The sequence below is a fragment of the Pseudomonas sp. W3I7 genome, from assembly GCF_030816095.1.
Classification (GTDB): domain Bacteria; phylum Pseudomonadota; class Gammaproteobacteria; order Pseudomonadales; family Pseudomonadaceae; genus Aquipseudomonas; species Aquipseudomonas salomonii.
In genome coordinates this window covers 4,614,712-4,636,915 of sequence record NZ_JAUSXP010000001.1, presented here as the reverse complement: position 1 = coordinate 4,636,915, position 22,204 = coordinate 4,614,712, and the positions used below count along the sequence as shown (strand labels likewise).

Annotated in this window: 27 protein-coding genes; 14 read left to right on the top strand and 13 right to left on the bottom strand. The window is 60.9% G+C overall.

Annotated features, from left to right (window positions below; all coding sequences use genetic code 11):
* Positions 1–20: 20 nt before the first annotated feature.
* The 4 genes from QF043_RS21505 to QF043_RS21490 all read right to left on the bottom strand — a co-directional run bounded on the left by QF043_RS21505 (position 21) and on the right by QF043_RS21490 (position 3,391).
* The gene (locus QF043_RS21505; RefSeq protein WP_307420108.1) at positions 21–989 is read right to left on the bottom strand and encodes a FecR domain-containing protein; all 969 of its coding nucleotides are present in this window, start codon (positions 987–989) and stop codon (positions 21–23) included.
* Positions 986–1,525 carry an RNA polymerase sigma factor gene (locus QF043_RS21500; protein ID WP_307420107.1) on the bottom strand — a complete coding sequence of 180 codons (540 nt, stop codon included), beginning with the start codon at positions 1,523–1,525 and terminating at the stop codon, positions 986–988. The genes QF043_RS21505 and QF043_RS21500 overlap by 4 nt, the downstream gene beginning before the upstream one ends.
* Before the next feature lie 183 nt (positions 1,526–1,708).
* A complete protein-coding gene (locus tag QF043_RS21495) occupies positions 1,709–2,581 on the bottom strand; it encodes a dihydrodipicolinate synthase family protein (RefSeq protein ID WP_307420106.1) in 873 nt (290 codons plus the stop codon).
* Between the two features lie 27 nt (positions 2,582–2,608).
* Positions 2,609–3,391 carry an aldolase gene (locus QF043_RS21490; RefSeq protein WP_307420105.1) on the bottom strand — a complete coding sequence of 261 codons (783 nt, stop codon included), beginning with the start codon at positions 3,389–3,391 and terminating at the stop codon, positions 2,609–2,611.
* Between the two features lie 106 nt (positions 3,392–3,497).
* Between QF043_RS21490 and QF043_RS21485 the strand changes: the two genes are divergently transcribed.
* Complete coding sequence (locus QF043_RS21485) at positions 3,498–4,025, top strand: helix-turn-helix domain-containing protein (RefSeq protein ID WP_307420104.1); 528 nt, start codon at positions 3,498–3,500, stop codon at positions 4,023–4,025.
* Between the two features lie 142 nt (positions 4,026–4,167).
* Here QF043_RS21485 and QF043_RS21480 read toward each other — a convergent pair whose 3' ends face one another.
* On the bottom strand, positions 4,168–5,184 hold the full coding sequence (locus tag QF043_RS21480) for a DUF4917 family protein (RefSeq protein ID WP_307420103.1): 1,017 nt from the start codon (positions 5,182–5,184) through the stop codon (positions 4,168–4,170).
* 123 nt (positions 5,185–5,307) lie between these two features.
* Here QF043_RS21480 and yiaY point away from each other — a divergent pair, with 123 nt between their 5' ends.
* The 6 genes from yiaY (at position 5,308) to QF043_RS21450 (ending at position 12,057) form a co-directional block, all read left to right on the top strand.
* On the top strand, positions 5,308–6,456 hold the full coding sequence (gene yiaY / locus QF043_RS21475) for an L-threonine dehydrogenase (protein WP_305458526.1): 1,149 nt from the start codon (positions 5,308–5,310) through the stop codon (positions 6,454–6,456).
* A gap of 92 nt (positions 6,457–6,548) precedes the next feature.
* Positions 6,549–7,223, top strand: coding sequence for an NAD(P)H-binding protein (locus tag QF043_RS21470; RefSeq protein WP_307420102.1), 675 nt, complete (start codon positions 6,549–6,551; stop codon positions 7,221–7,223).
* Positions 7,223–8,134: a LysR family transcriptional regulator gene (locus QF043_RS21465; protein ID WP_305458528.1), complete on the top strand. Its 912-nt coding sequence runs from the start codon at positions 7,223–7,225 to the stop codon at positions 8,132–8,134. The genes QF043_RS21470 and QF043_RS21465 overlap by 1 nt, the downstream gene beginning before the upstream one ends.
* A gap of 397 nt (positions 8,135–8,531) precedes the next feature.
* A complete protein-coding gene (locus QF043_RS21460; RefSeq protein ID WP_307420101.1) occupies positions 8,532–9,725 on the top strand; it encodes a CaiB/BaiF CoA-transferase family protein in 1,194 nt (397 codons plus the stop codon).
* A complete protein-coding gene (locus QF043_RS21455) occupies positions 9,722–10,663 on the top strand; it encodes a hydroxymethylglutaryl-CoA lyase (RefSeq protein ID WP_307420100.1) in 942 nt (313 codons plus the stop codon). The genes QF043_RS21460 and QF043_RS21455 overlap by 4 nt, the downstream gene beginning before the upstream one ends.
* Before the next feature lie 59 nt (positions 10,664–10,722).
* Entirely contained in the window at positions 10,723–12,057 is a 1,335-nt protein-coding gene (locus QF043_RS21450; protein ID WP_307420099.1) for an MFS transporter, read from the top strand.
* On the opposite strand, the gene QF043_RS21445 is transcribed toward QF043_RS21450, so the two are convergent.
* Positions 12,058–12,546 carry a DMT family transporter gene (locus QF043_RS21445; protein WP_307420098.1) on the bottom strand — a complete coding sequence of 163 codons (489 nt, stop codon included), beginning with the start codon at positions 12,544–12,546 and terminating at the stop codon, positions 12,058–12,060.
* A 68-nt stretch (positions 12,547–12,614) separates the two neighbouring features.
* On the opposite strand from QF043_RS21445, the gene QF043_RS21440 reads away from it, so the two are divergent.
* From QF043_RS21440 to QF043_RS21425, 4 genes are all read left to right on the top strand, one after another.
* On the top strand, positions 12,615–13,538 hold the full coding sequence (locus QF043_RS21440) for a LysR family transcriptional regulator (RefSeq protein WP_307420097.1): 924 nt from the start codon (positions 12,615–12,617) through the stop codon (positions 13,536–13,538).
* Between the two features lie 18 nt (positions 13,539–13,556).
* The gene (fos, locus tag QF043_RS21435) at positions 13,557–13,967 is read left to right on the top strand and encodes a fosfomycin resistance glutathione transferase (protein WP_307420096.1); all 411 of its coding nucleotides are present in this window, start codon (positions 13,557–13,559) and stop codon (positions 13,965–13,967) included.
* Positions 13,968–14,021: 54 nt separating this feature from the next.
* Entirely contained in the window at positions 14,022–14,663 is a 642-nt protein-coding gene (locus QF043_RS21430) for a LysE family translocator (protein WP_017137289.1), read from the top strand.
* Between the two features lie 119 nt (positions 14,664–14,782).
* Positions 14,783–15,310: a DUF4142 domain-containing protein gene (locus QF043_RS21425; protein ID WP_017137290.1), complete on the top strand. Its 528-nt coding sequence runs from the start codon at positions 14,783–14,785 to the stop codon at positions 15,308–15,310.
* 54 nt (positions 15,311–15,364) lie between these two features.
* On the opposite strand, the gene QF043_RS21420 is transcribed toward QF043_RS21425, so the two are convergent.
* Complete coding sequence (locus tag QF043_RS21420) at positions 15,365–15,790, bottom strand: low affinity iron permease family protein (protein WP_065929084.1); 426 nt, start codon at positions 15,788–15,790, stop codon at positions 15,365–15,367.
* Positions 15,791–15,972: 182 nt separating this feature from the next.
* Here QF043_RS21420 and QF043_RS21415 point away from each other — a divergent pair, with 182 nt between their 5' ends.
* Positions 15,973–16,755, top strand: a complete 783-nt coding sequence (locus QF043_RS21415; RefSeq protein ID WP_307420095.1) for an N-acetyltransferase — start codon at positions 15,973–15,975, stop codon at positions 16,753–16,755.
* Here the strand turns inward: QF043_RS21415 and QF043_RS21410 are convergent, their stop codons facing one another.
* The 5 genes from QF043_RS21410 to QF043_RS21390 form a co-directional block, all read right to left on the bottom strand.
* Positions 16,756–17,256, bottom strand: coding sequence for a methylated-DNA--[protein]-cysteine S-methyltransferase (locus QF043_RS21410; protein ID WP_307420094.1), 501 nt, complete (start codon positions 17,254–17,256; stop codon positions 16,756–16,758).
* 39 nt (positions 17,257–17,295) lie between these two features.
* On the bottom strand, positions 17,296–17,691 hold the full coding sequence (locus QF043_RS21405) for a hypothetical protein (RefSeq protein ID WP_307420093.1): 396 nt from the start codon (positions 17,689–17,691) through the stop codon (positions 17,296–17,298).
* Positions 17,692–17,777: 86 nt separating this feature from the next.
* Complete coding sequence (locus QF043_RS21400; RefSeq protein ID WP_307420092.1) at positions 17,778–18,188, bottom strand: type II toxin-antitoxin system HicB family antitoxin; 411 nt, start codon at positions 18,186–18,188, stop codon at positions 17,778–17,780.
* Positions 18,189–18,210: 22 nt separating this feature from the next.
* On the bottom strand, positions 18,211–18,393 hold the full coding sequence (locus QF043_RS21395) for a type II toxin-antitoxin system HicA family toxin (RefSeq protein WP_307420091.1): 183 nt from the start codon (positions 18,391–18,393) through the stop codon (positions 18,211–18,213).
* A gap of 167 nt (positions 18,394–18,560) precedes the next feature.
* Complete coding sequence (locus QF043_RS21390; protein ID WP_307420090.1) at positions 18,561–19,454, bottom strand: LysR family transcriptional regulator; 894 nt, start codon at positions 19,452–19,454, stop codon at positions 18,561–18,563.
* A 95-nt stretch (positions 19,455–19,549) separates the two neighbouring features.
* Here QF043_RS21390 and QF043_RS21385 point away from each other — a divergent pair, with 95 nt between their 5' ends.
* Positions 19,550–20,713 (top strand): MFS transporter, encoded by a 1,164-nt coding sequence (locus QF043_RS21385; RefSeq protein ID WP_307420089.1) that lies wholly within the window; start codon positions 19,550–19,552, stop codon positions 20,711–20,713.
* The gene (locus QF043_RS21380) at positions 20,710–21,909 is read left to right on the top strand and encodes an MFS transporter (protein WP_307420088.1); all 1,200 of its coding nucleotides are present in this window, start codon (positions 20,710–20,712) and stop codon (positions 21,907–21,909) included. Before QF043_RS21385 ends, QF043_RS21380 begins: the two co-directional genes overlap by 4 nt.
* On the opposite strand, the gene QF043_RS21375 is transcribed toward QF043_RS21380, so the two are convergent.
* Positions 21,894–22,202, bottom strand: a complete 309-nt coding sequence (locus QF043_RS21375) for an addiction module antidote protein (RefSeq protein WP_307420087.1) — start codon at positions 22,200–22,202, stop codon at positions 21,894–21,896. The two genes, QF043_RS21380 and QF043_RS21375, sit on opposite strands and share 16 nt — an antisense overlap.
* Positions 22,203–22,204: the final 2 nt, after the last annotated feature.

Genomic DNA, 22,204 nt, shown 5'->3' with positions numbered 1-22,204 from the left:
AAGTGTGTTTTTTGCAGGCCTTACTTGAGCGGCTCGATTCGGACGATGCCATCGGCCGAGGCCACGGTTTTAACCGGCAGCAGGGCGGGCAGGGCGTTGAGCAGGGCATCCGGGTCATTCACATCCAGATTGCCCGAGACCTTCAGTTGCGCCACGGCTTTGTTGACCTGCAAGGGCGCTTGAGGCCGGTAGAGGCTCAGTTCATCGATCAGGCTGGCCAACTCTCGATTGCGAAACGACAGGTGCCCGCTGCGCCAATCGGCCACTTCTTCGGTGGTGAGTGTCTGCTGCTGCACGGTGCCCTTGGCGTAGCTGTACGCGGCACGTTGCTGGGCGCCGAGCAACGCCACCGGGCTTTTGGCGTCCGGCTCGAAGGCGACCTGGCCGTGGGCGACGCTGACCACCAGTTGTTGCTGGCTGCGTCGCACGTCAAACCCGGTGCCGACCACCCGCACATTCGCCTCGCCGGCTTGCACGTAGAGCGGGCGCTCTTTGTCGGCGGCAACTTCGATAAAGACCTGGCCCTTGTCCAGATGCAGGATGCGTTGATAGGCGCTGAAATCCACGCGCAGATGGGTGTTGGCGTTCACATACAGCGTGCTGCCGTCGGGCAAGGTGAGGGTGCGCATGCCTTTGGCGTGCCCGGCAATCTGGCTGTGGAACAGCGCGCGGGGCGCGCCGATATTCGTCGTCAGCACGGCGCACACCAGTGCGGCAGCCACGGCCAGGGCCGGGCGCAATAGGGAGGGTTTGCGTTGGGGCAGCGCTACGGGTTTGTTCAGTTGCTGCAACTGGGCGAGGTCGTCCCACAGTTGTTCGAATTCGGCATAGGCGCGGGCGTGGGCGGGCGTTGCCTGCCAGGCGGCAAAGGCTTTGCGCTCGGCCCGTGCTGCGCCATTGCGGTTGCGGGCAAACCAGCTGGCGGCTTGGGCATCGATGGAGTCGCTCGCTTCGATGTCCAGGGCGTCGTTGTCGCTCAGGCGGTTCATTCTGGCTGCTCCGTGCCGGGTTCTGGTTGAAGGCGTCGCTTGCAATGCAGCAGGGCAAAAGCGATGTGCTTTTCTACCATGCTGGTCGAAATACCCATGCGCTCGGCGATCTGCGCCTGGCTCAAGCCTTCGAAGCGGTGCAGCATAAGGGCATCTCGCCTGCGGGGCGAGAGTTCGGCGAGGACTTCTTTCAACTGTTCCAGGCGTTGCAGACGCTGCGCGGCAGCCATGGGGTCGTTTTGCGCGTCGGTGACCGGCTCCGTGTCACCCTCGGCCGGCTCGGAATGGGCGCTCTGGCGTACCTTCTGCTTACGCCAGTGATCGCGCAGCAGGTTGCGCGCCATCTGAAACAGAAACGCCCGTGGCTGCTCGACCTTGGCGCGGTCGCGGTAGTTGAGCCATTGGGTGAAGACATCCTGGGTCATGTCCGCCGCGTCGCTGGCGTTGTCCGTGCGTTTGCGCAGGAAATGCAGGATATCTGCATAAAACCCGCGAAAGGCATCGGCCGTCAACGGGTCGGGCTTGGGACGAGACATGGATATCCTTCTTGACGAAGCACGACGTAGATAAGTCGCGAATGATATCGAGAACTATTGTCATTTGTCTCTATGTAACGGGTTCATGGGATCAAAAATGTGGGAGCTGGCTTGCCTGCGATGGCGGTGGTGACTGCACCACCGCCATCGCAGGCAAGCCAGCTCCCACAGGGGACCGCGGTGTTAGCGCAGTAATGCTTTCAGCTGTTCAATTCCTGCCTCACCCAGCGGGAATACCGGCAAGCGCGGATCGCCCGCTTCCAGCCCGGTCAGCCGCAACCCGGCCTTGATCGTCGCCGGCAACCCGCCCTTGAGGATGAACTCCAGCAACGGCAACTGGCGATAGAACAGCTCCCGCGCCAAGCTCAGGTCATTGGCCAGCACCGCGTTATACAACTCCAGGTTCAGTTGCGGGATCAGGTTCGGCGCGGCCGTGCACCAACCCTTGGCACCCGCCGCGAAGGCTTCCAGCGCCAGGGGGTTGCAGCCGTTGTAGAACGGCACGTCACTGTGACGGCGCAACTGATGCATGCGCTGAATATCGCCGGTGCTTTCCTTGACCATGGTCACGTTTGCCACCTGTTTGACGATGCGCAGGATCAAGTCCACCGACATGTCCGTGCCACTGGTAGCCGGGTTGTTGTAAAGCATGATCGGCACGCCGATGCTGTCGCCAATCGCGGCGTAGTGGGCAAGGATTTCCGCTTCGCTGAGTTTCCAGTACGAGGCCGGCAGCACCATCACCACATCGGCGCCATTGGCTTGGGCATAACGGGCGCGACGCACGGCTTTGGCGGTGGTCAAGTCAGACACGCTGACAACAGTGGGTACGCGCCTGGCGATTTTCGCAAGGCTGTAGGCGCTGACCTCATCCCACTCCGCATCGCTCAAATACGCGCCTTCGCCGGTACTGCCCAAGGGCGCGATGGCGTGTACGCCGCTGTCGATAAGGCGATCGATGGAGCGGCCGAGGGCGTCGAGGTCAATGCGCTGGCCGTCGGCGCTGAACGGGGTAATGGTGTAGCCGATGATGCCGTGAATAGTGGGGTTGGGCATGGGAAGTCTCCGCGTGAAAAAGGGCAATCAGTTCAGGCAATCGGCGTGTTTGCGCAGGTTCTGCCGGGCGTAGTAGTTGAAGGCGGCGCCATGGCGCTTGGGCTTGGAGATCCAGTCGTGGGCCTCGCGACCCAACTCCGGCAGGATCGGCTTGATGGTGCCCGCCGACATTGCCAGCAACTGCAACTTGGCGGCCCGCTCAATCAACTGCGCGATCACGCAGGCTTGCTCGATGCTCGCGCCGGTAGACAGCTGACCGTGGTGCGAGAGCAGGATTGCGCGCTTGTCGCCCAGGGCTGTGGTGATGATTTCGCCTTCTTCATTGCCCACCGGCACGCCCGGCCAGGCTTCCAGGAAGGCGCAATCTTCGTACAGCGGGCACAGGTCCATATGCGACACCTGCAGCGGCACTTCAAGCATCGACAGCGCGGCAATATGCGTGGGGTGCGTATGGATGATGCAGTTCACATCCGGCCGCCCACGGTATACCCAGGTATGAAAGCGGTTGGCCGGGTTGGGGATGCCATGCCCTTCGAGTACTTCAAGGTCTTCGTTGACTAGCAACAGATTGCTGGCCGTGATTTCATCGAAACCCAGGCCCAGTTGCTGAGTGTAATAGGTGCCAGGCGTGGGCCCCCGCGCGGTGATCTGCCCGGCCAGGCCGGAGTCGTGGCCGTGTTCGAACAGGATGCGGCAAGTGAGCGCCAGCTTTTGCCGGTCGGTCCACGTATTATCCGCCAGGCTGTTTTGCATCTGGATCAGTGCTTGCTTGACCAGTTGGTCTTTGGGGAGTGCTAATGTCTTGGCCATATCGGTGTCCTTTGGGTTAGAGCAAATGACACTAAAGATGCTATATGACACTTTGTGTCATTGGCAAGCGTGATTCTGCCTTTTCTGCAGGGATTAACCGCAGCACATGTCTATCCGTTTGAAATTATTGAGAAAAAAACTTGGCGTAACCCTGGAGTCCCTGGCCGAAAAGTCCGGGATGACCAAGAGTTATCTGTCCAAGGTCGAGCGTGGGCTCAACACCCCGTCGATTGCCGCCGCGCTGAAACTGGCCAAGGCGTTGAACGTGAAGGTCGAAGAACTGTTCAGCGAAGACAACGTCAGCCTCGACAGCTACAGCCTGGTGCGCAGCCACGAACGCCCCGACACCGCGCCGGGTTATGCGGTGCTGGCCCATCAGGTCAGCGAGCGCAGCCTGCTGCCGTTTATCATCTACCCGCCGGCGCAATTCACCGACAAGACCTTCAAGGAGCATCTGGGTGAGGAGTTTCTGTTCGTGCACGAAGGCCAGGTGGAAGTGGACTTCATGAACGAACGGGTGATTCTGGAGCGGGGCGATGCGCTGCACTTCAATGCACAGAAACCTCACCGGATTCGCTCGGTGGGGCAGGTGCAGGCGCAGTTGCTGGTGGTGGTGCACAGCAGCGACGAGTGACCCTGATTGCTATTTGAAATGCAATCTAACTGTGGGAGCGGGCTTGCTCGCGAATGCGGTGAATCAGTCAACTCATGTGGAGCTGACCCACCGCATTCGCGAGCAAGCCCGCTCCCACAGTTGATCTTCTTTGTTCAGTGGATCAGCGTTCGACGGGTACTGAGAGTGCGGCATTACCCAACGGATGCGTACGCGCCGCAAAGAACTTCAGCTCCACGCCACTGCCGTCAAACAACTGCGAATACCGGCGCTTCTGCTGGCGGATAAACCCGTCACTGCGCCCCGACACCGAAATTGCCAATGTCGTCAGTTTGGCCTGGCGAAGCGCATCCACCAGGTGCTGATCCTGTGGCCCCAGGTCATGGCCGAAGATGCACAGCGCGCCATCATGGCTCAGCAACTGCTCGTAGCAGAACGACAAGTAATCCGAGCTGCGAATGGTCTTGAGCTTCTCTTCCACCTTGCCTTCGCTGACAAACAGCGGCACATCGTCCAGCGTCTTGATCGTATTGTTGATCGCAAAGCTGCTCAGCAAGGTGCTGTCGGTGGTCGGCAGTTTGCGTGCGGTGCCGTCGAGGTTGCGCACCAGGTGCAGGCCGCCGTGCAGGTAGAGAATGCGTGTGGCCTCGGTGCGGGTGTTGCGCAGGTCGAAGCTGGCGTCGGCACTGCGGAACAGGTCATCAATGCCCGGCGTGTGCAAAATCGCCCAGTAGTTGAGCAGGTCGTAATTGCTGGTGAATACCGTGGCGTAGTGCTTCAACTCAGTGTTGATCGTCGCCAGGGTCGACGGCTGCACCAGGCGCCACGGAATGTGCACGGCGTGGATGGTGTTGATCAGCGCTTCCTTGATCGCGTAGTAACGATTGCGCGGCGCCGCCGAGCTGACCGCCAGCGCCTTGTTGACCCGGCTGGTGGTCTTCAACGCGCCCAGCGCTTGCTCGAAACTGCGGGTTTGCAGGGCATCGAACACGCTGAGTTCGGATGGGCTCAGGGGCTTTTCTTCGACGGTGCGGGCGTTTTCGAACAGCGAGTCGTAGGCAAAGTCTTCCCAAATCGCACGGCTGGCGCCATTGCCGATCAGCATCCCATTGAAGTCGATGGCGCTGCGCAGGGCGCTCCAGTCTTCAAGGTGGGCGTCAATATCCTGGAAATCCTTCATTGCGGCGGGTCTACTCGAAATCGGCTGGGTGGTGACTTTATCACGAGCGTGCGTTGATCCTGATCAAGATGCGCCACGCGTTATCGGTTGATTCTGTCGGCATACCGCCTCCGAGGATTGACCATGATCAGCACCTTTTTTATTCCCGCCGTCAACATCATGGGCACCGACTGCCTCGACGAAGCCATGGTAGCCATCCGCAACTACGGCTTTCGCAAGGCGCTGATCGTCACCGACGCCGGGCTGGCCAAGGCCGGCGTGGCCAGCATGATCGCAGAGAAGCTGGCGATGCAGGACATCGACTCGGTGATCTACGACGGCGCCAAACCCAACCCCAATGTGGAAAACGTCGAGAAAGGCCTGGCAATGCTGGAGGCCACGGCTTGTGATTTTGTCGTGTCCCTGGGCGGCGGCTCGCCCCATGACTGCGCCAAGGGCATCGCGTTGTGCGCCACCAACGGCGGGCGTATCGGCGACTACGAAGGTGTCGACCAATCGAGCAAACCGCAATTGCCGCTGGTGGCGATCAACACCACCGCCGGCACGGCCAGCGAGATGACCCGTTTCTGCATCATCACCGATGAAACCCGCCATGTGAAAATGGCCATCGTCGACCGCAATGTCACGCCGCTGCTGTCGGTCAACGACCCGACGCTGATGGTCGGCATGCCCAAGGGACTGACGGCGGCCACCGGCATGGACGCGCTGACCCATGCGATCGAAGCCTATGTGTCGACCGCCGCCACGCCAATCACCGATGCCTGTGCGATCAAGGCCATGGAGCTGATCAGCGCCAACCTGCGCCTGGCGGTGCGTGATGGCAGCGACAAGGCCGCGCGGGAAAACATGGCGTATGCGCAGTTCCTGGCCGGGATGGCGTTCAACAATGCTTCGCTGGGGTTTGTGCATGCCATGGCCCACCAGCTTGGCGGCCTCTACGACCTGCCCCACGGCGTGTGCAACGCGGTGTTACTGCCCCATGTGCAAAGCTTCAACGCCAGCGTGTGCGCCAAACGTTTGAGCGACGTGGCGCGCGCCTTGGGCGCCGATATCAAGGGCATTACCCCGGAAGAGGGCGCCCAGGCGGCCATCGTCGCTATTCGCGCCTTGGCCCATGACGTTGAGATCCCGGCCGGTTTGCGTGAGTTGGGCGCCAAGTTGCAGGATATTCCGCTGCTGGCCACCAATGCGTTGAAGGATGCCTGCGGTCTGACCAACCCCCGCCGGGCGGATCAGCGACAAATTGAGGAGATATTTCGCAGCGCGTTCTAAAGGCGGCAGCCGCACGCCGCAAGCGTTAAGCTACAAGTTGAACGGTATTTAACTTGAGCATGAAGCTTGCGGCTTGCCGCTGAGGTCCCCTGATGAGAGTTCTATTATTCGGCGCCACCGGCATGGTCGGCCAAGGCGTGCTGCGTGAGTGCCTGCTGGCCGCTGACGTGCAGGAAGTGGTCGCCGTCGGCCGCACGCCGCTGACCCAGGAACACGGCAAGCTGCACCAGGTGTTGCACAGCGACATGCTCGACTTCCAGCCGTTGGAAAACCTGTTGCAAGGCTTTGATGCGTGCTTCTTCTGCCTCGGCGTGTCGTCGGCAGGCATGAATGAAGCCAAGTACACCCACCTCACCTATGACCTCACCCTGGTCGCGGCCAGCACCTTGGCGCGGCTCAATCCGCAGATGACCTTTATCTATGTGTCCGGCGCCGGCACCGACAGCTCCGAGGCGGGCAAGTCGATGTGGGCGCGGGTCAAGGGCAAGACCGAAAACGCCTTGCTGCGCCTGCCGTTCAAGGCGGTGTACCTGTTTCGGCCTGGGGTGATTCAGCCGTTGCATGGCGTGCGTTCAAAGACGCCGCTGTATCAATCTTTCTATACCGTGCTCGGGCCGCTGCTGTCGTTTTTTCGCCGGGTCAAACCGAGTTGGGTTGTCAGCACCGAAACCGTTGGCCAGGCGATGTTGGCGGTGGCGCGTCATGGCGCGCCGCAGGCCGTGGTGGAGCAGGCCGAGATCAATCGCCTGGCCAGCGAGACGCGCTGATGCTGCACAAAAGCCTGGTGCGTCGCCTTGACCTGATCACCCTGCAACTGTTCGTTGCGGTGTTTGAAGAAGGCACGCTGACCCGCGCTGCGGCCCGTGAGGCCATCGCCGTGTCGGCGGCCAGCAAGCGCCTGATGGAGTTGGAGCAGGTATTGGGCGTGAGCCTGTTCGTGCGGCGTGCCAAGGGCATGGACTTGACCGCCGCCGGCGAAACCCTGCTGCACCATGCGCGGCAGATGCTGTTCAACGTCGAGAAAATGGGCCTTGAACTGGGCGAGCACAGCCACGGCGTGCGTGGTTATGTGCGCATGTTGGCAAATCTGTCGGCGATTATTCAGTTTCTTCCGGAAGACCTGCGCGACTTTTCCCAGCGGCACCCCGAGGTCAAGACGGATCTGGAAGAGCGCCCCAGCAACGGCGTGGTCCAGGGCGTGCTGGACGGGGTGGCGGACCTGGGCATCTGCTCCAGCGACACTGACACCAAAGGCTTGCCCAGTGTGCTGTACCGCCACGACAAGCTGGTGGTGCTGATGCCGGCGGATCATCCCTTGGCCACCCGCCACACCCTGGCGTTCGACGAAACCCTGGGCAGCGATTACGTGGGCCTGCACGCCGCCAGCTCGATCAATATGCGCACCCATGCCGCAGCGCGCGAGGCCGGCAAGATGCTGCGCCTGCGTATTCATGTGCCGGGGTTTGATGCGATGTGCCGGATGGTCCAGGCGAATATGGGCATCGGCATCCTGCCGCAAAAGGCCTATGAGCTGTTTGGTCGCGCGTTGGGGTTGCATGCGGTGCCGCTGACCGACACGTGGTCGGATCGCAGCTTGATTGTGGTGGTGCGTGATGAAGCGCAGTTGTCGCCGGTGAGCCGGCTGTTGTTTGACTACCTGCGCACGCCACTGAAGTAAGCAAACCCTTCGGGCCTCATCGCGGGCAAGCCCGGCTCCCACAAGGGACCGCATTCCTCCTGTGGGAGCCGGGCAAGCCCTAATGCCAGTCAGTTAAGCGAACGAAATGCTCAAAGCAGCGAAGATCAAATGTGGGAGCGGGCTTGCCCGCGAAGACGTCGGCCCAGCAAACATTGATGTTGACTGACCCACCGCTTTCGCGAGCAAGCCCGCTCCCACAGGGGATCTGCGCTTAACTGACTGGCATTAGGGCTTGCCCGCGATAGCGATCTGACTGACATCAACACCTGATAGCCGTTCGCATTTCGCGAACGCTCCTTGCCAACTGACGGTTGGATTTATCGCCCGCCTGTCCTCTAGCCTTGGCTGCACATTCCAATAATAAGAGGACCACCCCATGACAGCGCCGTTGAGCGGTATCAAGGTGATTGAAATCGGCACGTTGATAGCCGCGCCGTTCGCCGCGCGGATGCTGGCCGAGTTCGGCGCCGAGGTGATCAAGATCGAAGCCATGGGCCAAGGCGACCCGCTTCGCAAATGGCGAAAGCTGCACGAAGGCACGTCGCTGTGGTGGTACTTGCAATCGCGTAACAAAAAGTCGCTCGCCCTGGACCTCAAGGCCCCGGAGGGTTTGGGGCTGATCAAGCAATTGCTGGGCGACGCCGACGTGCTGATCGAAAACCTGCGCCCCGGCGGCCTGGAGAAACTTGGCCTGGGGTGGGACGTGTTGCATGCGTTGAACCCCAAGCTGACCCTGGTACGCATCTCCGGCTACGGCCAGACCGGGCCCTACCGCGATCGCCCAGGGTTTGGTGCCATCGGTGAGGCCATGGGCGGCATTCGCTACACCACCGGCAACCCCGACTCGCCGCCGGCGCGGGTCGGTGTGAGCCTGGGTGACTCGCTCGCCTCGCTGCACGCGGTGATCGGCGCGCTGATGTCGTTGTTGCGGGTCAAGACCGGGCAGGGCGAAGGACAGGTGGTCGATGTGTCACTGGCCGAAAGTGTGTTTAACCTGATGGAAAGCCTGGTGCCCGAATACGACATGCTCGGCCATGTGCGTGAGCGCAGTGGCGGCGCCTTGCCGGGTATCGCGCCGTCCAACACCTACCTGACCGCCGATGGCGCCTACGTAGTGATCGCCGGCAACAGTGACCCGATCTACAAGCGCCTGATGCACACCATCGGCCGTGCCGACCTGGCCGAAGCGCCGGAGTTTGCCCACAACGACGGCCGCGCCGCCAAAAGTGGCCTGCTGGATGCGGCCATTACCCACTGGACCAGCAGCCAGCCTATCGACCAGGTACTCAGCGCGCTCGAAGCCGCCGAGGTGCCGGCCGGACGCATCTACTCGGTGGCCGATATCGTCAGCGACCCGCACTACCAGGCCCGTGACATGCTGCTCAATGCCCAGTTGCCCGGCGGCGTGTCGGTGAAGATGCCCGGCATTGTGCCCAAACTCTCCGAAACCCCCGGTGGTGTGAACTGGCAGGGCCCGACACTGGGCCAGCATACCGATGACATCCTCGGCAGCCTGGGCCTCACCGGTGCCGATATCCAACGTCTGAAAACCGCGGGAGTGGTGCAATGATTACTGATTATTCCGACACGCTGATCGTGCAGGAAGTGTCGCCGCGCGATGGCTTGCAGATCGAACCGACGTGGGTTGAAACCGCCGACAAGATCAGGCTGATCAACGCGCTGGCGCAGGCCGGTTTTTCGCGAGTCGAGGCGGGCTCGTTTGTGTCGCCCAAAGCCATTCCCGCATTGCGTGATGGCGAGCAAGTGTTCCAGGGCATTGAGCGCCGGGCCGGGGTGATTTATGTCGCGCTGATCCCCAACCTCAAGGGCGCCCAGCGCGCCATCGATTCGCGCGCCGATGAGCTGAACCTGGTGATGTCCGCCAGCCAGACCCACAACCTGGCGAACATGCGCATGCGTTGCGAGGCGTCGTTGGCAGCCTTTGGCGATATCGTCAGCTTTGCCGCCGACCATCCGGTGCGCCTCAACGGCAGCATCGCCACCACCTTCGGCTGCCCGTTCGAAGGCAAGATCGATGAAGACCGCGTGCTGCATATGGTCGAGGCCTATCGCGAGCTGGGCATTGCGGGCATCACGTTGGCCGACACCACCGGCATGGCCAATCCGCGTCAGGTCGAACGTCTGGTCAAGCGCGTGCTGCAACAGGTGCCGGCCAGCGATTTGACCCTGCATTTTCACAACACCCGTGGCCTGGGTTTGTGCAATGTGCTGGCCGCTTACGAGGCCGGAGCCCGGCGGTTTGACGCGGCCTTGGGTGGCCTCGGCGGTTGCCCGTTTGCGCCGGGCGCGTCGGGCAATATCTGCACCGAAGATTTGGTCAACCTGTGCGAGGAGGTGGGCATTCACACCGGCCTCGACCTGCCGCACCTGTTGCAAATGTCCCGCCGGCTGCCGGCCTTGCTTGGGCATGAACTGCCCGGCCAAGTGGCCAAGGCCGGGCGCAATTGTGACCTGCACCCGCCACCGGCTTACATCGCCACGCTGTAACGCGCGACCAGACAACAAAAACAATCGGGCGCCTGTGAGCAGCCCGCTGGAGAGAAACCATGAGCACTAATACTACGTTAGAGGCCGGCGTGCGCCCGGCCGCTGAAATCGATGCCGAAAAAGCCCTGGTCAGCAAGGTCGCCTTGCGCCTGATGCCGCTGATCATGGTGTGCTACCTGTTCGCGTTTTTTGACCGTATCAACATCAGCTTCGCCAAATTCCAGCTGCAAACCGACCTGAGCCTGAGCGACACCGCTTATGGCCTGGGCGCCGGGTTGTTTGTGGTGGGTTATGTGCTGTTCGAAGTGCCGAGCAACATGATGCTCTACAAGGTCGGTGCCCGCCGTTGGATCGCGCGCATCATGATGTCGTGGGGCCTGGCGACGGCGGCCATGGTGTTTGTCACCGCCGAATGGCAGTTCTATGGCCTGCGCTTCATCATTGGCGCCATGGAGGCGGGGTTTGCGCCTGGCGTGCTGTATTACCTGACATTGTGGTTCCCGCAGCACTTTCGTGGGCGCATCACCTCCATGCTGTTCCTGGCCTCGGCTTTCGCCGGTTTGGTCGGTGCACCATTTTCCGGGCTGGTGTTGGAGCACCTCGACGGCGTGCTGCAGATGCGCGGCTGGCACTGGCTGTTCCTGCTCGGCGGCTTGCCCTGCATCGGCCTGGGTTTTCTGGTGCTGACCTTGCTCAAGGACCGCATTGAAGACGCGCATTGGCTGACGCCTGCCGAGAAAACCCTGCTGTCGAGCCGCATCGCCAAGCATGAGCCGAACCAGCACGGTGGCTCGCTGCTTTCGGCGATCCGCATTCCTGGGTTTTTGATGCTTGGGTTTATCTACTTTCTGATTCAGGTGGCGTCTTACGGCCTCAACTTCTGGGCGCCACAGTTGATCCGCAGTGCCGGCACCCAGAGCCCGGTGATGATCGGCCTGCTCACCGCCATTCCCTATGTGTGCGGGGCGATCAGCATGGTGGTGATCGGGCGACTGTCGGACGCCACCGGCGAGCGTCGCAAGTTTGTCTGCGGCCTGGTGGTGCTGGGCGCCATCGGCTTCTTCTGTGCCGGGATCTTTGCCGACCACACTACCTTCCTGATCATCGCCCTGGGCCTGCTGGGCGCGGGCATTATTGCCTCGATCCCGGCCTTCTGGACCCTGCCGCCCAAACTATTGGCCGGCGCGGGTGCCGGGGCGGCCGGCGGCATTGCGGTGATCAACACCCTCGGGCAGTTCGGCGGTATTGTCAGCCCGGTGATGGTGGGGCGCATCAAGGACCTTACCGGCAGCACCACGCCGGCGCTGTATGTGATCGGCGTGTGCGCGCTGTTGGCGGCGGCGCTGCTGTTGTGGGGCTTGCCACAAAAACTGCGCACGCTCGACAAGGGCTGATCAGCCTGCCGTCGCCAGGGCGCGAGCCGGTGTGGCGCTGAACTGAATCAGTGCCACCCCGCCAATCAACAACAACGCCCCCAGCACGCGGGGCGTTGTCAGTTGGCGCTCCACCAGGCCAAACAAGCCAAAGTGATCGAGCAACAGCGAAGCGAGAATCTGCCCGGCCATGGCCAGCGCAATAAACCCCGACGCGCCGAGCTTGGGCAGCAACATCAACGCCAGCGAAATAAAGCACACCCCAAACGCGCCACCGGCCCACATCCACAGCGGCGCCTTGGTGATAAAGGCCAGGCTCGGCAGCGGTAAACGCAGCGCTATAATCACTGGCAGTAGCACGACAATGCTCACCAGCAGTGACGCCAGCGTGGCCCACAACGGGTGCCCCAGCCCGCGCCCGAGGCTTGCGTTGATCGCACTCTGAAACGGCACCACCGCCCCGGCGATCACCGCCAGTGCCAACAAACCTGCCCAATGCAACGTCGTCATCTCAGTTCTCCCAGAGGTTTTGCTGGACTCTAGGCTATTCGTCGCGCAAATTTAAATTCCAAGTTCTTATGCCGAGCATGCAGCTGATGAATGATCTGCGCCGCATCGACCTCAACTTGCTGGTGATCCTCGACGCCTTGCTCAGTGAGCAACACGTCACCCGCGCCGCCGAGCGTTTGCACCTGAGCCAGCCTGCGGTCAGCCATGCGCTGGCGCGTTTGCGTGATCTGCTCGGTGACCCGTTGCTGGTGCGCCAGGGCGGTGCCTTGGTGTCGACTGCCCGCGCCTTGGAGCTGGCCGCGCCACTGGCCGAGGCCCTGGCCCAGGTGCAGGCGCTGCTGGCGCCCAACCGGTTTGAACCGGCGTCGGCCAAGCGCAGGTTTCGCGTGGCAATGTCGGACTACAGCGCGGCGATTTTCCTGCCGGATCTGGTTCGCACGCTGCGCCGTGAAGCGCCTGGCATCGACCTGCAAATCGTCCAGGCCAGCCGCGAAGGTATGGTCGACGGCGTGCTCAATGGCGACCTCGACCTGGCCGCCGGGGTGTTCCCCGACATGCCCGCCGAACTGCGCACTACGCCGTTATTCGAGGAGCATTACACCTGCCTGATTGACCGCGACAGCCTGCCGCCAAACGGTGTGCTGGACCTGCCGACTTACCTGTCACGTCCGCATGTGTTGCTGGAAATGCGCGGCAGCGGCACCCCGGAAATCGAACGGGCGTTGACGGCGATTCGCGAGCGCAGGCATGTGGCGATCAGCCTGCCGCATTGGGGCGTGGCGCCGCAGTTGATCCAGGGCACAGACTTGATTTTGACGGTGTCATCCCGAGGCTTGCTCAACATCGATCAGCAACACCTGCTGGCTGTGCCGCCGCCGTTTCATATTCCTTCTTTTGCGTTTGAGCTGGCGTGGCATGCGCGGCGGGGCGGGGATTCGGGGTTGCAGTGGTTGATTGGGCGGGTGCAGGGTGTATTGTCCGAAAGTCATTGATAACAGGAAAAAATAAAAATGCTCTCGGGCCTTAACCACCTGACCCTTGCCGTTACCGACCTGAACCGTAGCATCAGTTTCTACCATGAGCTTCTGCAACTTCGGCTCGATGCCACCTGGGACAGCGGCGCCTATCTGTCGCTGCCCGGTTTATGGCTGTGCTTGTCCCTCGACCCACTGCGCTCGCCAGAACCTGCGGCTGACTACACGCACTACGCGTTTACTGCCGATACCGGTGATTTCGCGCAGCTGGTGGCGCGCCTGCGTGCTGCGCAGGTGCAGGAATGGCGCGACAACCGCAGTGAAGGCGCATCGTTCTACTTTCTCGACCCCGATGGCCACAAGCTCGAAGCCCATGTCGGCGATCTGGCCTCGCGTTTGCAGGCCTGTCGCGTCAAACCTTATGCCGGAATGAAGTTTTACCCGTAGCGGCAGAGCGTGCAGAATCCCTCCACCTCATTACCGTCTACTCGAGTCGCGCCCATGACCCTATCCCTGCTGTTCGCCGTGCTTGCTTCGGGTTTTATCTACGGCATTACGCCCGGTCCGGGCGTGCTCGCCGTATTCGGTATCGGCGCTGCCCGTGGCCGTCGTGCCGGGGCGGGTTTTTTGTGCGGGCATTTGCTCGGTGACGTGGTGTGGTGCAGCACGGCCTTGATTGCCATCGTGGGCGCGCGGGAAGTGGGCAGCACAGCCTTTGATGCGCTGGGCGTGCTCAGCGGCTTGTACCTGTTCTGGCTCGGCTGGCGTGCGATTCGCACACAGCGGCGTAGCAGCGATGCACCTCAGGGTGCGGCGCGGCATCCGTTCTGGCACGGTATTGTGTTCGGTCTCACCAACCCCAAGGCTTACCCGGTGGCCGTGGCGACCTTCACCGCGTTGTTGTCCAGCCGTGCCGAGTTGCTGACATGGGCGATGCTGCCGTCGTTGATCTTCCTGAGCTTTATTGGTGGCCTGTTGGCCTACGCCATTCTGATCGGCGTGGTCGGCGCTCAGCGCGTGCGCACGGTGTATCAGCGCCATGAAATCCTCATCACCAAACTCTGTGGCGTGATGTTTATCGGCTTCGCCATCAATGCCCTGGCGCACGCGCTGCCGGGCCTGTTTGGCAGCAAACCGGCCTGATACAGCGACGACCGTTCGTCGCACTGGCAAGTTTTTTCTAAACCTTTGCCGCCCTGAAAATTCGAATTCAGGGCGGGGCGTCTGTTCCCGCACCTATTTTTGACCTGGAGGAACCCATCATGAGCCGCATGGCTATCCGGTTACGCACCGCCAGTTTCGCGATGCTGCTGGGCCTCGGCGCCAGCAATGCTTTCGCCCAGTCGCCTGCTGAATTCATCGAGCAGGCTTCGGCCAAAGGGATGGCCGATATCGAAACCAGTCGCATGGCCCACGCCAGAACCTCGTCCCAGGAAATCAAGGACTACACCATCGAGGTGATCAACGAGCGCACCCAGGCCAACCAGCACCTGGCGGCCATCGCCAAGAAGCTCGACTTGCCGGTAGCGCCGCGCGAGAAGATCGTTGATAAAGCCGAAACCCTGATGCCGGAACTCAAGGACGGCGACTCGTTTGACGCCGCTTACACCGCGCAACAGGTCAAGGAAAACGAAGACGCCATTGCCCTGTTCAAACAGGAAGGCGCGGCGTCGGACGTACCCGAAATCAAAGCGCTGGTGGATGAGACGCTGCCCAAGCTGGAGGAGCGCCTGCAAAAGGCGCGTGCTTTGGCGTCGACCTATGGCAAAGGTCATCAAGGCGACGGTTGAGCCCATCACTTGATATAGAAAACGGCGGTTGGATGTTCTCCAACCGCCGTTTTTTTATGCCTGGTTCAGATCGGTCTTGTTTGGCACCGCATCGTCAACCACTTCGCCGCAACTGCTGTTAAGGCTGACACTGCCTGCTGCGCCGATGCTGCGGTATTCCCGGCGCAGTTTTTCCAGTTCTTTACGGTCCAGGCCATCAAGGCTGAGCACGGCGTTTTGCGCATCCTTGGAGACGCGCAGCAACTCGTCGATCTTGATATGCAGGATGTCGTTGTCGCGGTTTTGCGTGTTCTGGATCAGGAACACCATCAGGAACGTGATGATGGTGGTTGAGGTATTGATGATCAGTTGCCAAGTGTCATTGTAGTGAAAATACGGCCCGCTGAGGCTCCACAGGCAGATCAGCGCGACAGCCGCGTAGAACGTGCGGGCACTGCCTGCCCAGCGGGACAGAGATTGGGAGACTGCAGAGAATTTCATGACCGTTGTTCCTTGACCGGTGGGTGATGAAATCATGGACCGCAGGCATGCTTTGAAATTTCTTTTTACATTTGAGGATTTGAACAAAGTTGCGCTCTTTCCTCCGGCTATTTTAGGAATGGGCCTACTCCGGTGCATGAATGGCGCGAGCAAGACTGGTTTTTTTATCCGGATGTTCTCCCATGCACGTTAACGCCGCCTGCGACTTGCCCACGCTCTACGGTAAAACCGAAGAGCATTTTTTTGCTGCGGTGTGCTCAACGCATCGCCGATACGGCGGCGGCATCAACGCTTATTTCACGGATGAGTATTTCAGCCCGTTCAATTTATTGTTTATCCAGGTCGGCAGCTCTTTGCCGGATAACGCTTTGGCCGCACCGCTGGCGCTTATCCGGCGTACCACGCAGGCAATACGCGTGGTGATCCATGAAGAAAAGGTCGAAGCGCTGGGTGAGGTGTTTTTGGCACACGGCTTTAAGCCGGTCGAAAAGACCACCGCGATGGTGGGTGACCTGGCGTGCCTGGCGCCATGGGTGGGCGATAGCGGTGTGCAGGTCCAACTGACGCGGAACATGAACGATTGGGCTGAGCCGTTTGGCAGTGCGTTCATGAGATCGCCCGAGGAGGTTGCGCGTTATCAGGCCCGCCATCAGCGGGCCCTGGACGCGGGGCAGACGCTTTACCACTTCACTTTGTCCGATGAGTGGCAGGTAAGGTCTTCACTGGTGTTGTCCCTGTGTGAGGGCGAGGCTCGGCTAAGCGATATCGGCACTCTCAAGGGGTTTCGTGGCAGAGGGTACGCCTCTCGATTGATCCACGCCGCGCTGCTTCACGCGTCGAGCCTCGGGGCACTGCGATGCTTTCTGGAAGCCACGCAGGGGGCCTTCGCGCTGTATCGGCAATTAGGTTTCGAGCCTTTGTACGAGTGCCAGGCCTTTACCCGTGACGCCATTGCAGACGCGTAATCAGAGGGCCAGCTTTGCCTGGCCGCGATCTTCAAGCGCCAGCAAATACTGCTTGGCCTCAAGCCCACCGGCAAACCCGGTCAGCCCGCCCGAGGCGCCAATTACCCTGTGACAGGGCGCAATGATCGAGATGGGGTTGCGGCCATTGGCTGCGCCTACCGCGCGCACGGCCTTGGGGTTGCCAATCTGCTGGGCAATCTGGCTGTAGCTGCGGGTTTCGCCGAAGGGGATGGTCAGCAGTGCCTGCCAGACTTGTTTTTGGAAATCGGTGCCGTCGAAGTCCAGCTCCAGATCGAACTGGTTGCGGGTTCCCGTGAAGTATTCCTGTAGCTGGCGCTCGGCTTCCAGTAACACCGGGCTGTCGTCGGCTTGACGCAACTCGCCCAGGCGCACGCGATTGGCGCGTTCGGTTTCCCACAGGATGGCGTTGAGTTTGCCGTTGCGGGCCACCAGGGTGAGCTGGCCGACGGGGGAGGGCATGAGCTTGTAGTGATAAGACATGAGCGGGTTCCTCGACAGGCTAGGATTAAAGGTACGACGCTACTGTAGTTTCATCTGCTTGCTTGGAAACTGCGTTTCTTGCGGTCGAATTCTCTCGGTCCTTAGAAATTCCAGTACAGCCATTCGGAGTAATACGGGTACCAGTAAACCCTGGAGAGCTGATAGAGACGCGGTGAGTATCGAGAAATAGCCGATGGCAACCAACGAGACCAGGTTGAGCAGCGTGACTATAAAGGCCAACACAGTCACGCGTCGGCTGGCGTGGCGCCAGGCAAACCTTACGCCATAAACCGCAGCTGCAATGACTCCCAATACCAGCGGCAGGCTGAGAGGAAATGGCAGCCTCACAAACGAGGCCATCAGTGGCAGCACCACCACCCAGCCCACGACTTGGCGCAGGATGGGTTTTGGTGTGCGTTGTTCAGGTTCAAGCATTACAGATCATCCCGGTCTCAGTACTGACGAACTGACATCATCTCGATAAGTGCGTGCCGCTGCAGTCAGACTTTGCTGAGCTGACGTTACCGATCCTGTTGCAACACCTTGAGGGCCGCGGAGGCCAGGAACCCCGACCGGCTTTTTTCTTCCGGGTGGCTGAGTACATAGTCATCGATGCGATTGAGCAGGTAACCCGGCAGGGTAATGTTGAGCTTCTGCGCCTTGCCCAGGTATTTGGCTACATCGATGTCGATTACGGCCCAAACGCAGCCGGCATATTCCGGGTTGGCCGCGTGCAGGGTGACTTTTTGTGCAGGGGGTATCGACGCGCCATCCTCTGCGAGGATTTCGAAGTGCCCTTCGATCGCTTCGCGGGCCATGGCCATGGCGTCGTCCAGATCGTCGCCGGCGGAGTAGCAGCCGGGAATATCCGGCACTTCCACGCCCCAGGCGTTTTCCTGGTCACCGGTTGAAATTGCGATGGGATAAAGCATGTTTGTTGCCCTCCAGGGTCGCTCAGCTCAGCAGCGCCTGTTTCAAAATGCTCTTGGCGGTCTTGTCCAACAGGTCTTTCTTTGGATGAGGAATCGTCACCAACCCCGGTTTGGTCGGGTGTTTGAAGTGGTGGTGACTGCCTCGGCTGCGCACCAGGTACCAGCCGTCCGCAACAATGTGACCTATCAAATATCGGCTATCCACAGCACCTCCTTGTGGTGTGTGTTGGTGGTGACTATAACCACTGTAAATAGATTATCAACACTCTACCTACCGACGGTCGATGACCGGCGTTTCGGGAAGTGCTGAATGAAGTGTATGACCCCGTGGAAACGCAGGCGCAGAGAGGTATTGCGAGGGTTTTCGAAGTGTTACTCGTTGTTTAAGACCTGGGCGAGAACGGCGAGAAATGCGTCAGCCAACAGGCTTTTTCTGGCCGCAGGCGTCAGCACCAACAGCTGCGCACAGGCATCCACCTCGACCATGGGCTTATAGGTGACGCCCTTGTTCATCAAGCTGCGGGTACATTCGGGCACCAATGCCACGCCTTGCCCGGCGGCCACCAACGCAATGATCGAGGTGATCTGCCGCCCGGTCGGCCCGGCACGCAGGGGCACGCCGTGGTGTCGGTACAGCTGCTCGATCGACTGGTTCAACCCCGACCCGTAATCGGGCGGAAATAGAATCAGCGGGTAAGCACTGAGCTGCGCCAGGCTCACCTGCGTTTGGCGGGCTAACGGGCTGTCACTGGAAACCGCCGCCCACAAACGCTCCTCCCCCAGCGACAACGCTTGCACGGCCTGGCTTTGCGGCAACAGGCGGCTCAGGCCGACATCCAGGCGCCCATCCGCCACTTGCGCGCCCAGGCTGCCGGAAGCGCATTCCACCAAGGTCAGTTGCACATCGGGAAAACCCTGGGCGAAGGCCTGGATCGCCTGGCTGAACAGGTCCGACAGCGCGATCGAACTGACGTAACCCAAGGTCAGTTGCCCGGCGGTCCCGGCGGCCAATTTACCGGCGATTACCTGTGCCAGTTCCACCTGTTCCAACACGCCGCGCGCATAGGGCAGGAACGAACGGCCCTGGGCGGTGAGGGACACCGTGCGGCTGGTGCGATCAAACAACTTGAAGCCCAGCTCTGTTTCCAGCGCCGAGATCTGCCGGGTCAACGGCGGCTGGGCCAGGTGCAGGCGAAGGGCTGCGTGGCCGAAGTGCAGTTCTTCGGCGACCGTCAGAAAGTAACGCAGCTTGCGTAGGTCGAGCATCCTGATCCTTGGGTATTGATCGGTTCGAATTCGGTATTGGTTTAAGACCCGCTGGCCATTCTATAAAGACCTCACAAAATAAAACGAGAGGTTTCATGAACCCGCGCCTGCATTGTGCCCGTCTTGCCCTGTTCCTGTGTGGCTGCGCGGCGTTTCTGAACCTGTATGCCACCCAGAGCATCCTGACCACCTTCGCCGCGCAGTTTCATATCAGCGCCAAGGCGGCGGGCTGGAGTATCACGGTTACCACCCTGGCCGTGGCAATTACCGCGCCCTTTGTCGGCCGGCTGACCGGGCGTTTCGAGCAGCGTACGGTCATCGCCGTGGCCGCGCTGTTACTGGCCGTGCCCGCGCTGATGACCGCCTACGCCGGCAGTTTTGCCGAAGTGCTTGTGTGGCGTTTTGTGGAAGGTATGTTGATCCCGGTGGTGTTTGCCACCAGCGTGGCTTACATCGGCGACCGCTGGCGCGGCGCCACGGTGACCGAGGTCACCAGCCTCTATGTGGCGGGCACCGTACTGGGCGGGTTCGCCGGGCGCTTCGTCACCGGCGTGATGACCGAATATGTCGGCTGGCGCGAGGCCTTCGAATTGTTGGCCGTATTGAGCTTGATGGTTGGTGGGTTCATTCAGTTTTTGCTGCCCGATAACCGGCCGCGAGTCGACCGGGTCAAGGCTGCTTCGTCAGGCGTTTTTCGCAAGCCGTTGGTGGCTGCCTACGCCGTCGGGTTTTGTGTGTTGTTCTCCCAGGTTGCGGCCTTTACCTACGCGGGCCTGTACCTTGGCCTACCGCCTTTTAACCTCGGGCCTGCAGCCTTGGGCACGCTGTACATGGTGTTTCTGCTGGCCTTGATCGTGATCCCGATCGCCGGCCGCCTCAGCAAAGCCCGGCCCCACGCCGAGCTGCTGGCTGTGGCTGCCGCGCTGGGCATCAGTGGCTCGGCACTGACCCTGGCCCCGTCGCTGTGGTGCATCGTGGTGGGCCTGGCGCTCAGTTCGACCGGTGTCTTTCTCGCCCAGGCCGCCGCCAATGCATTTATCAGCGCCACTGCGCAGGGCAACAAGGCAGGTGCCGTGGGCGTTTACCTCACGTGTTATTACCTGGGCGGCAGTTGTGGTGCCATCGTTCCCGCATTGATGTGGGAGCGCTGGGGCTGGGCGGGGTGTGTAGCGCTGATTATCGGTTTTCAACTGCTGACTTTGCTGATCGCCCTGACGGGCTGCAAGCCCCTTAAACCTGAGTTGATCCAAGCCTCATGAACGACGCCATCGCTGTGCCTGCCCGCGAAGCCTCTAACCGCCGCCGCTCGTTGATCGCGGGCTGCGGCGCCCATGCCGTACACGATGGCCTTACGGATGTGATCTACGTGCTGCTGCCGATCTGGCAAGCGCAGTTCGCGCTTTCCTACGCGCAGATCGGATTATTGCGCGGTGCCTATTCCGGAATGATGGCCGTGTTCCAGCTGATGGCCAGCCGCGCTGCGCGGCGCTGGGGGCGCATGCCGATGCTGGTGGGCGGCACGGCGCTTGCCGGCGTCGCTTACTTGTTGGTGGGGCAGGCCACTGGGCTGATTATGTTGCTATTGGCGTTGCTGTTAGGCGGTTTGGGCGCCAGCACCCAACATCCATTAGCCTCTTCGATGATTACTGATGCTTACGAGAGCGGCGGCGGGGTCAAGCAAGCGCTGTCTCAATACAATTTTTCCGGCGATATCGGCAAAACCCTGATTCCGGGTTTGGTCGGCTTGCTGCTCACCGTCGTCAGTTGGCGCGCCAGTGCCACACTGTTGGGGTTGCTCGGCCTGGCTGCGGCGGGGTTGTTGTGGTGGCTGGTGCCTGCGCAAGTGTCCGAATCAGCGTCTACAAACACGGCCAAGCCGACTGGCGGAACTGGCTCTGTCACCGGCCTGCGCGCGTTGATCCTCACCGGCACCCTCGACAGCGCCGTGCGCATGGGCTTTCTCACCTTCCTGCCATTTCTGTTGCAAGCCAAGGGCGCGGGAACTGCCGGCATCGGCCTGGCGTTGACGCTGCTGTTTATCGGTGGCGCGTTCGGCAAATTGCTCTGCGGCTACCTCGGTGCCCGCATCGGCATGATGAAAACCGTATGGCTGACGGAAACCAGCACGGCGCTGCTGATCATTGCCGCCGTGTACCTGCCGCTGGATGGACTGATGGTGATGCTGCCGCTACTTGGCTTAATGCTCAATGGCACCTCCTCAGTGTTGTACGGCGCCGTGCCGGACCTGGCGGCGGCGGGTAAACGTGAGCAGGCGTTTGCAGTGTTCTACACTGGCACAATCGGCGGTGGCGCGCTGGCGCCGGTGCTGTTTGGGAGTGTCGGCGATGCACTGGGCGTGCCGGTGGCGGTGATGGTGCTGGCGGGCATGTTGTTGGTGACGCTACCGTTGGCGTGGGTGGTGCAACGAGGGTGTACGCCTCAGGCAATCGAGTGATTGCTGGAATGCCCAGGCCGAGCCAACAGATCAATGCCAAGTGAGTGAAGTACCTTCAGAACCGTTTCAAAACGCGGTTTGGCGCCTGGGGCAAATGCCTTGTACAAGCTCTCGCGGCCTACACCCGCCTCAGTGGCAATCTTTGTCATGCCACGGGCTTTGGCTACGTAGCCTACTGCGCGAAGGAACTCTTCGTTGTCACCGTCTGCCAGCACCTGAGAAAGGTATTCGCTGATGGCCTCATCACTGTCGAGCAGCTCGGCCATATTAAATGTCGTCAGTGTTTGAGCCATGA

What these genes read in the sequence shown, in the direction of transcription:
- QF043_RS21410 (WP_307420094.1), bottom strand. Translation starts at nt 17,256, where the DNA reads ATGTCTTATCACTACAAGCTCATGCCCTCCCCCGTCGGCCAGCTCACC.
- QF043_RS21485 (WP_307420104.1), top strand. Translation starts at nt 3,498, where the DNA reads ATGTCTATCCGTTTGAAATTATTGAGAAAAAAACTTGGCGTAACCCTG.
- QF043_RS21430 (WP_017137289.1), top strand. Translation starts at nt 14,022, where the DNA reads ATGACCCTATCCCTGCTGTTCGCCGTGCTTGCTTCGGGTTTTATCTAC.
- QF043_RS21500 (WP_307420107.1), bottom strand. Translation starts at nt 1,525, where the DNA reads ATGTCTCGTCCCAAGCCCGACCCGTTGACGGCCGATGCCTTTCGCGGG.
- QF043_RS21420 (WP_065929084.1), bottom strand. Translation starts at nt 15,790, where the DNA reads ATGAAATTCTCTGCAGTCTCCCAATCTCTGTCCCGCTGGGCAGGCAGT.
- QF043_RS21375 (WP_307420087.1), bottom strand. Translation starts at nt 22,202, where the DNA reads ATGGCTCAAACACTGACGACATTTAATATGGCCGAGCTGCTCGACAGT.
- QF043_RS21455 (WP_307420100.1), top strand. Translation starts at nt 9,722, where the DNA reads ATGATTACTGATTATTCCGACACGCTGATCGTGCAGGAAGTGTCGCCG.
- QF043_RS21440 (WP_307420097.1), top strand. Translation starts at nt 12,615, where the DNA reads ATGCCGAGCATGCAGCTGATGAATGATCTGCGCCGCATCGACCTCAAC.
- QF043_RS21495 (WP_307420106.1), bottom strand. Translation starts at nt 2,581, where the DNA reads ATGCCCAACCCCACTATTCACGGCATCATCGGCTACACCATTACCCCG.
- QF043_RS21490 (WP_307420105.1), bottom strand. Translation starts at nt 3,391, where the DNA reads ATGGCCAAGACATTAGCACTCCCCAAAGACCAACTGGTCAAGCAAGCA.
- QF043_RS21470 (WP_307420102.1), top strand. Translation starts at nt 6,549, where the DNA reads ATGAGAGTTCTATTATTCGGCGCCACCGGCATGGTCGGCCAAGGCGTG.
- QF043_RS21400 (WP_307420092.1), bottom strand. Translation starts at nt 18,188, where the DNA reads ATGCTTTATCCCATCGCAATTTCAACCGGTGACCAGGAAAACGCCTGG.
- QF043_RS21445 (WP_307420098.1), bottom strand. Translation starts at nt 12,546, where the DNA reads ATGACGACGTTGCATTGGGCAGGTTTGTTGGCACTGGCGGTGATCGCC.
- QF043_RS21465 (WP_305458528.1), top strand. Translation starts at nt 7,223, where the DNA reads ATGCTGCACAAAAGCCTGGTGCGTCGCCTTGACCTGATCACCCTGCAA.
- QF043_RS21390 (WP_307420090.1), bottom strand. Translation starts at nt 19,454, where the DNA reads ATGCTCGACCTACGCAAGCTGCGTTACTTTCTGACGGTCGCCGAAGAA.
- QF043_RS21425 (WP_017137290.1), top strand. Translation starts at nt 14,783, where the DNA reads ATGAGCCGCATGGCTATCCGGTTACGCACCGCCAGTTTCGCGATGCTG.
- QF043_RS21415 (WP_307420095.1), top strand. Translation starts at nt 15,973, where the DNA reads ATGCACGTTAACGCCGCCTGCGACTTGCCCACGCTCTACGGTAAAACC.
- QF043_RS21460 (WP_307420101.1), top strand. Translation starts at nt 8,532, where the DNA reads ATGACAGCGCCGTTGAGCGGTATCAAGGTGATTGAAATCGGCACGTTG.
- QF043_RS21505 (WP_307420108.1), bottom strand. Translation starts at nt 989, where the DNA reads ATGAACCGCCTGAGCGACAACGACGCCCTGGACATCGAAGCGAGCGAC.
- QF043_RS21450 (WP_307420099.1), top strand. Translation starts at nt 10,723, where the DNA reads ATGAGCACTAATACTACGTTAGAGGCCGGCGTGCGCCCGGCCGCTGAA.
- QF043_RS21480 (WP_307420103.1), bottom strand. Translation starts at nt 5,184, where the DNA reads ATGAAGGATTTCCAGGATATTGACGCCCACCTTGAAGACTGGAGCGCC.
- QF043_RS21405 (WP_307420093.1), bottom strand. Translation starts at nt 17,691, where the DNA reads ATGCTTGAACCTGAACAACGCACACCAAAACCCATCCTGCGCCAAGTC.
- QF043_RS21385 (WP_307420089.1), top strand. Translation starts at nt 19,550, where the DNA reads ATGAACCCGCGCCTGCATTGTGCCCGTCTTGCCCTGTTCCTGTGTGGC.
- QF043_RS21380 (WP_307420088.1), top strand. Translation starts at nt 20,710, where the DNA reads ATGAACGACGCCATCGCTGTGCCTGCCCGCGAAGCCTCTAACCGCCGC.
- yiaY (WP_305458526.1), top strand. Translation starts at nt 5,308, where the DNA reads ATGATCAGCACCTTTTTTATTCCCGCCGTCAACATCATGGGCACCGAC.
- fos (WP_307420096.1), top strand. Translation starts at nt 13,557, where the DNA reads ATGCTCTCGGGCCTTAACCACCTGACCCTTGCCGTTACCGACCTGAAC.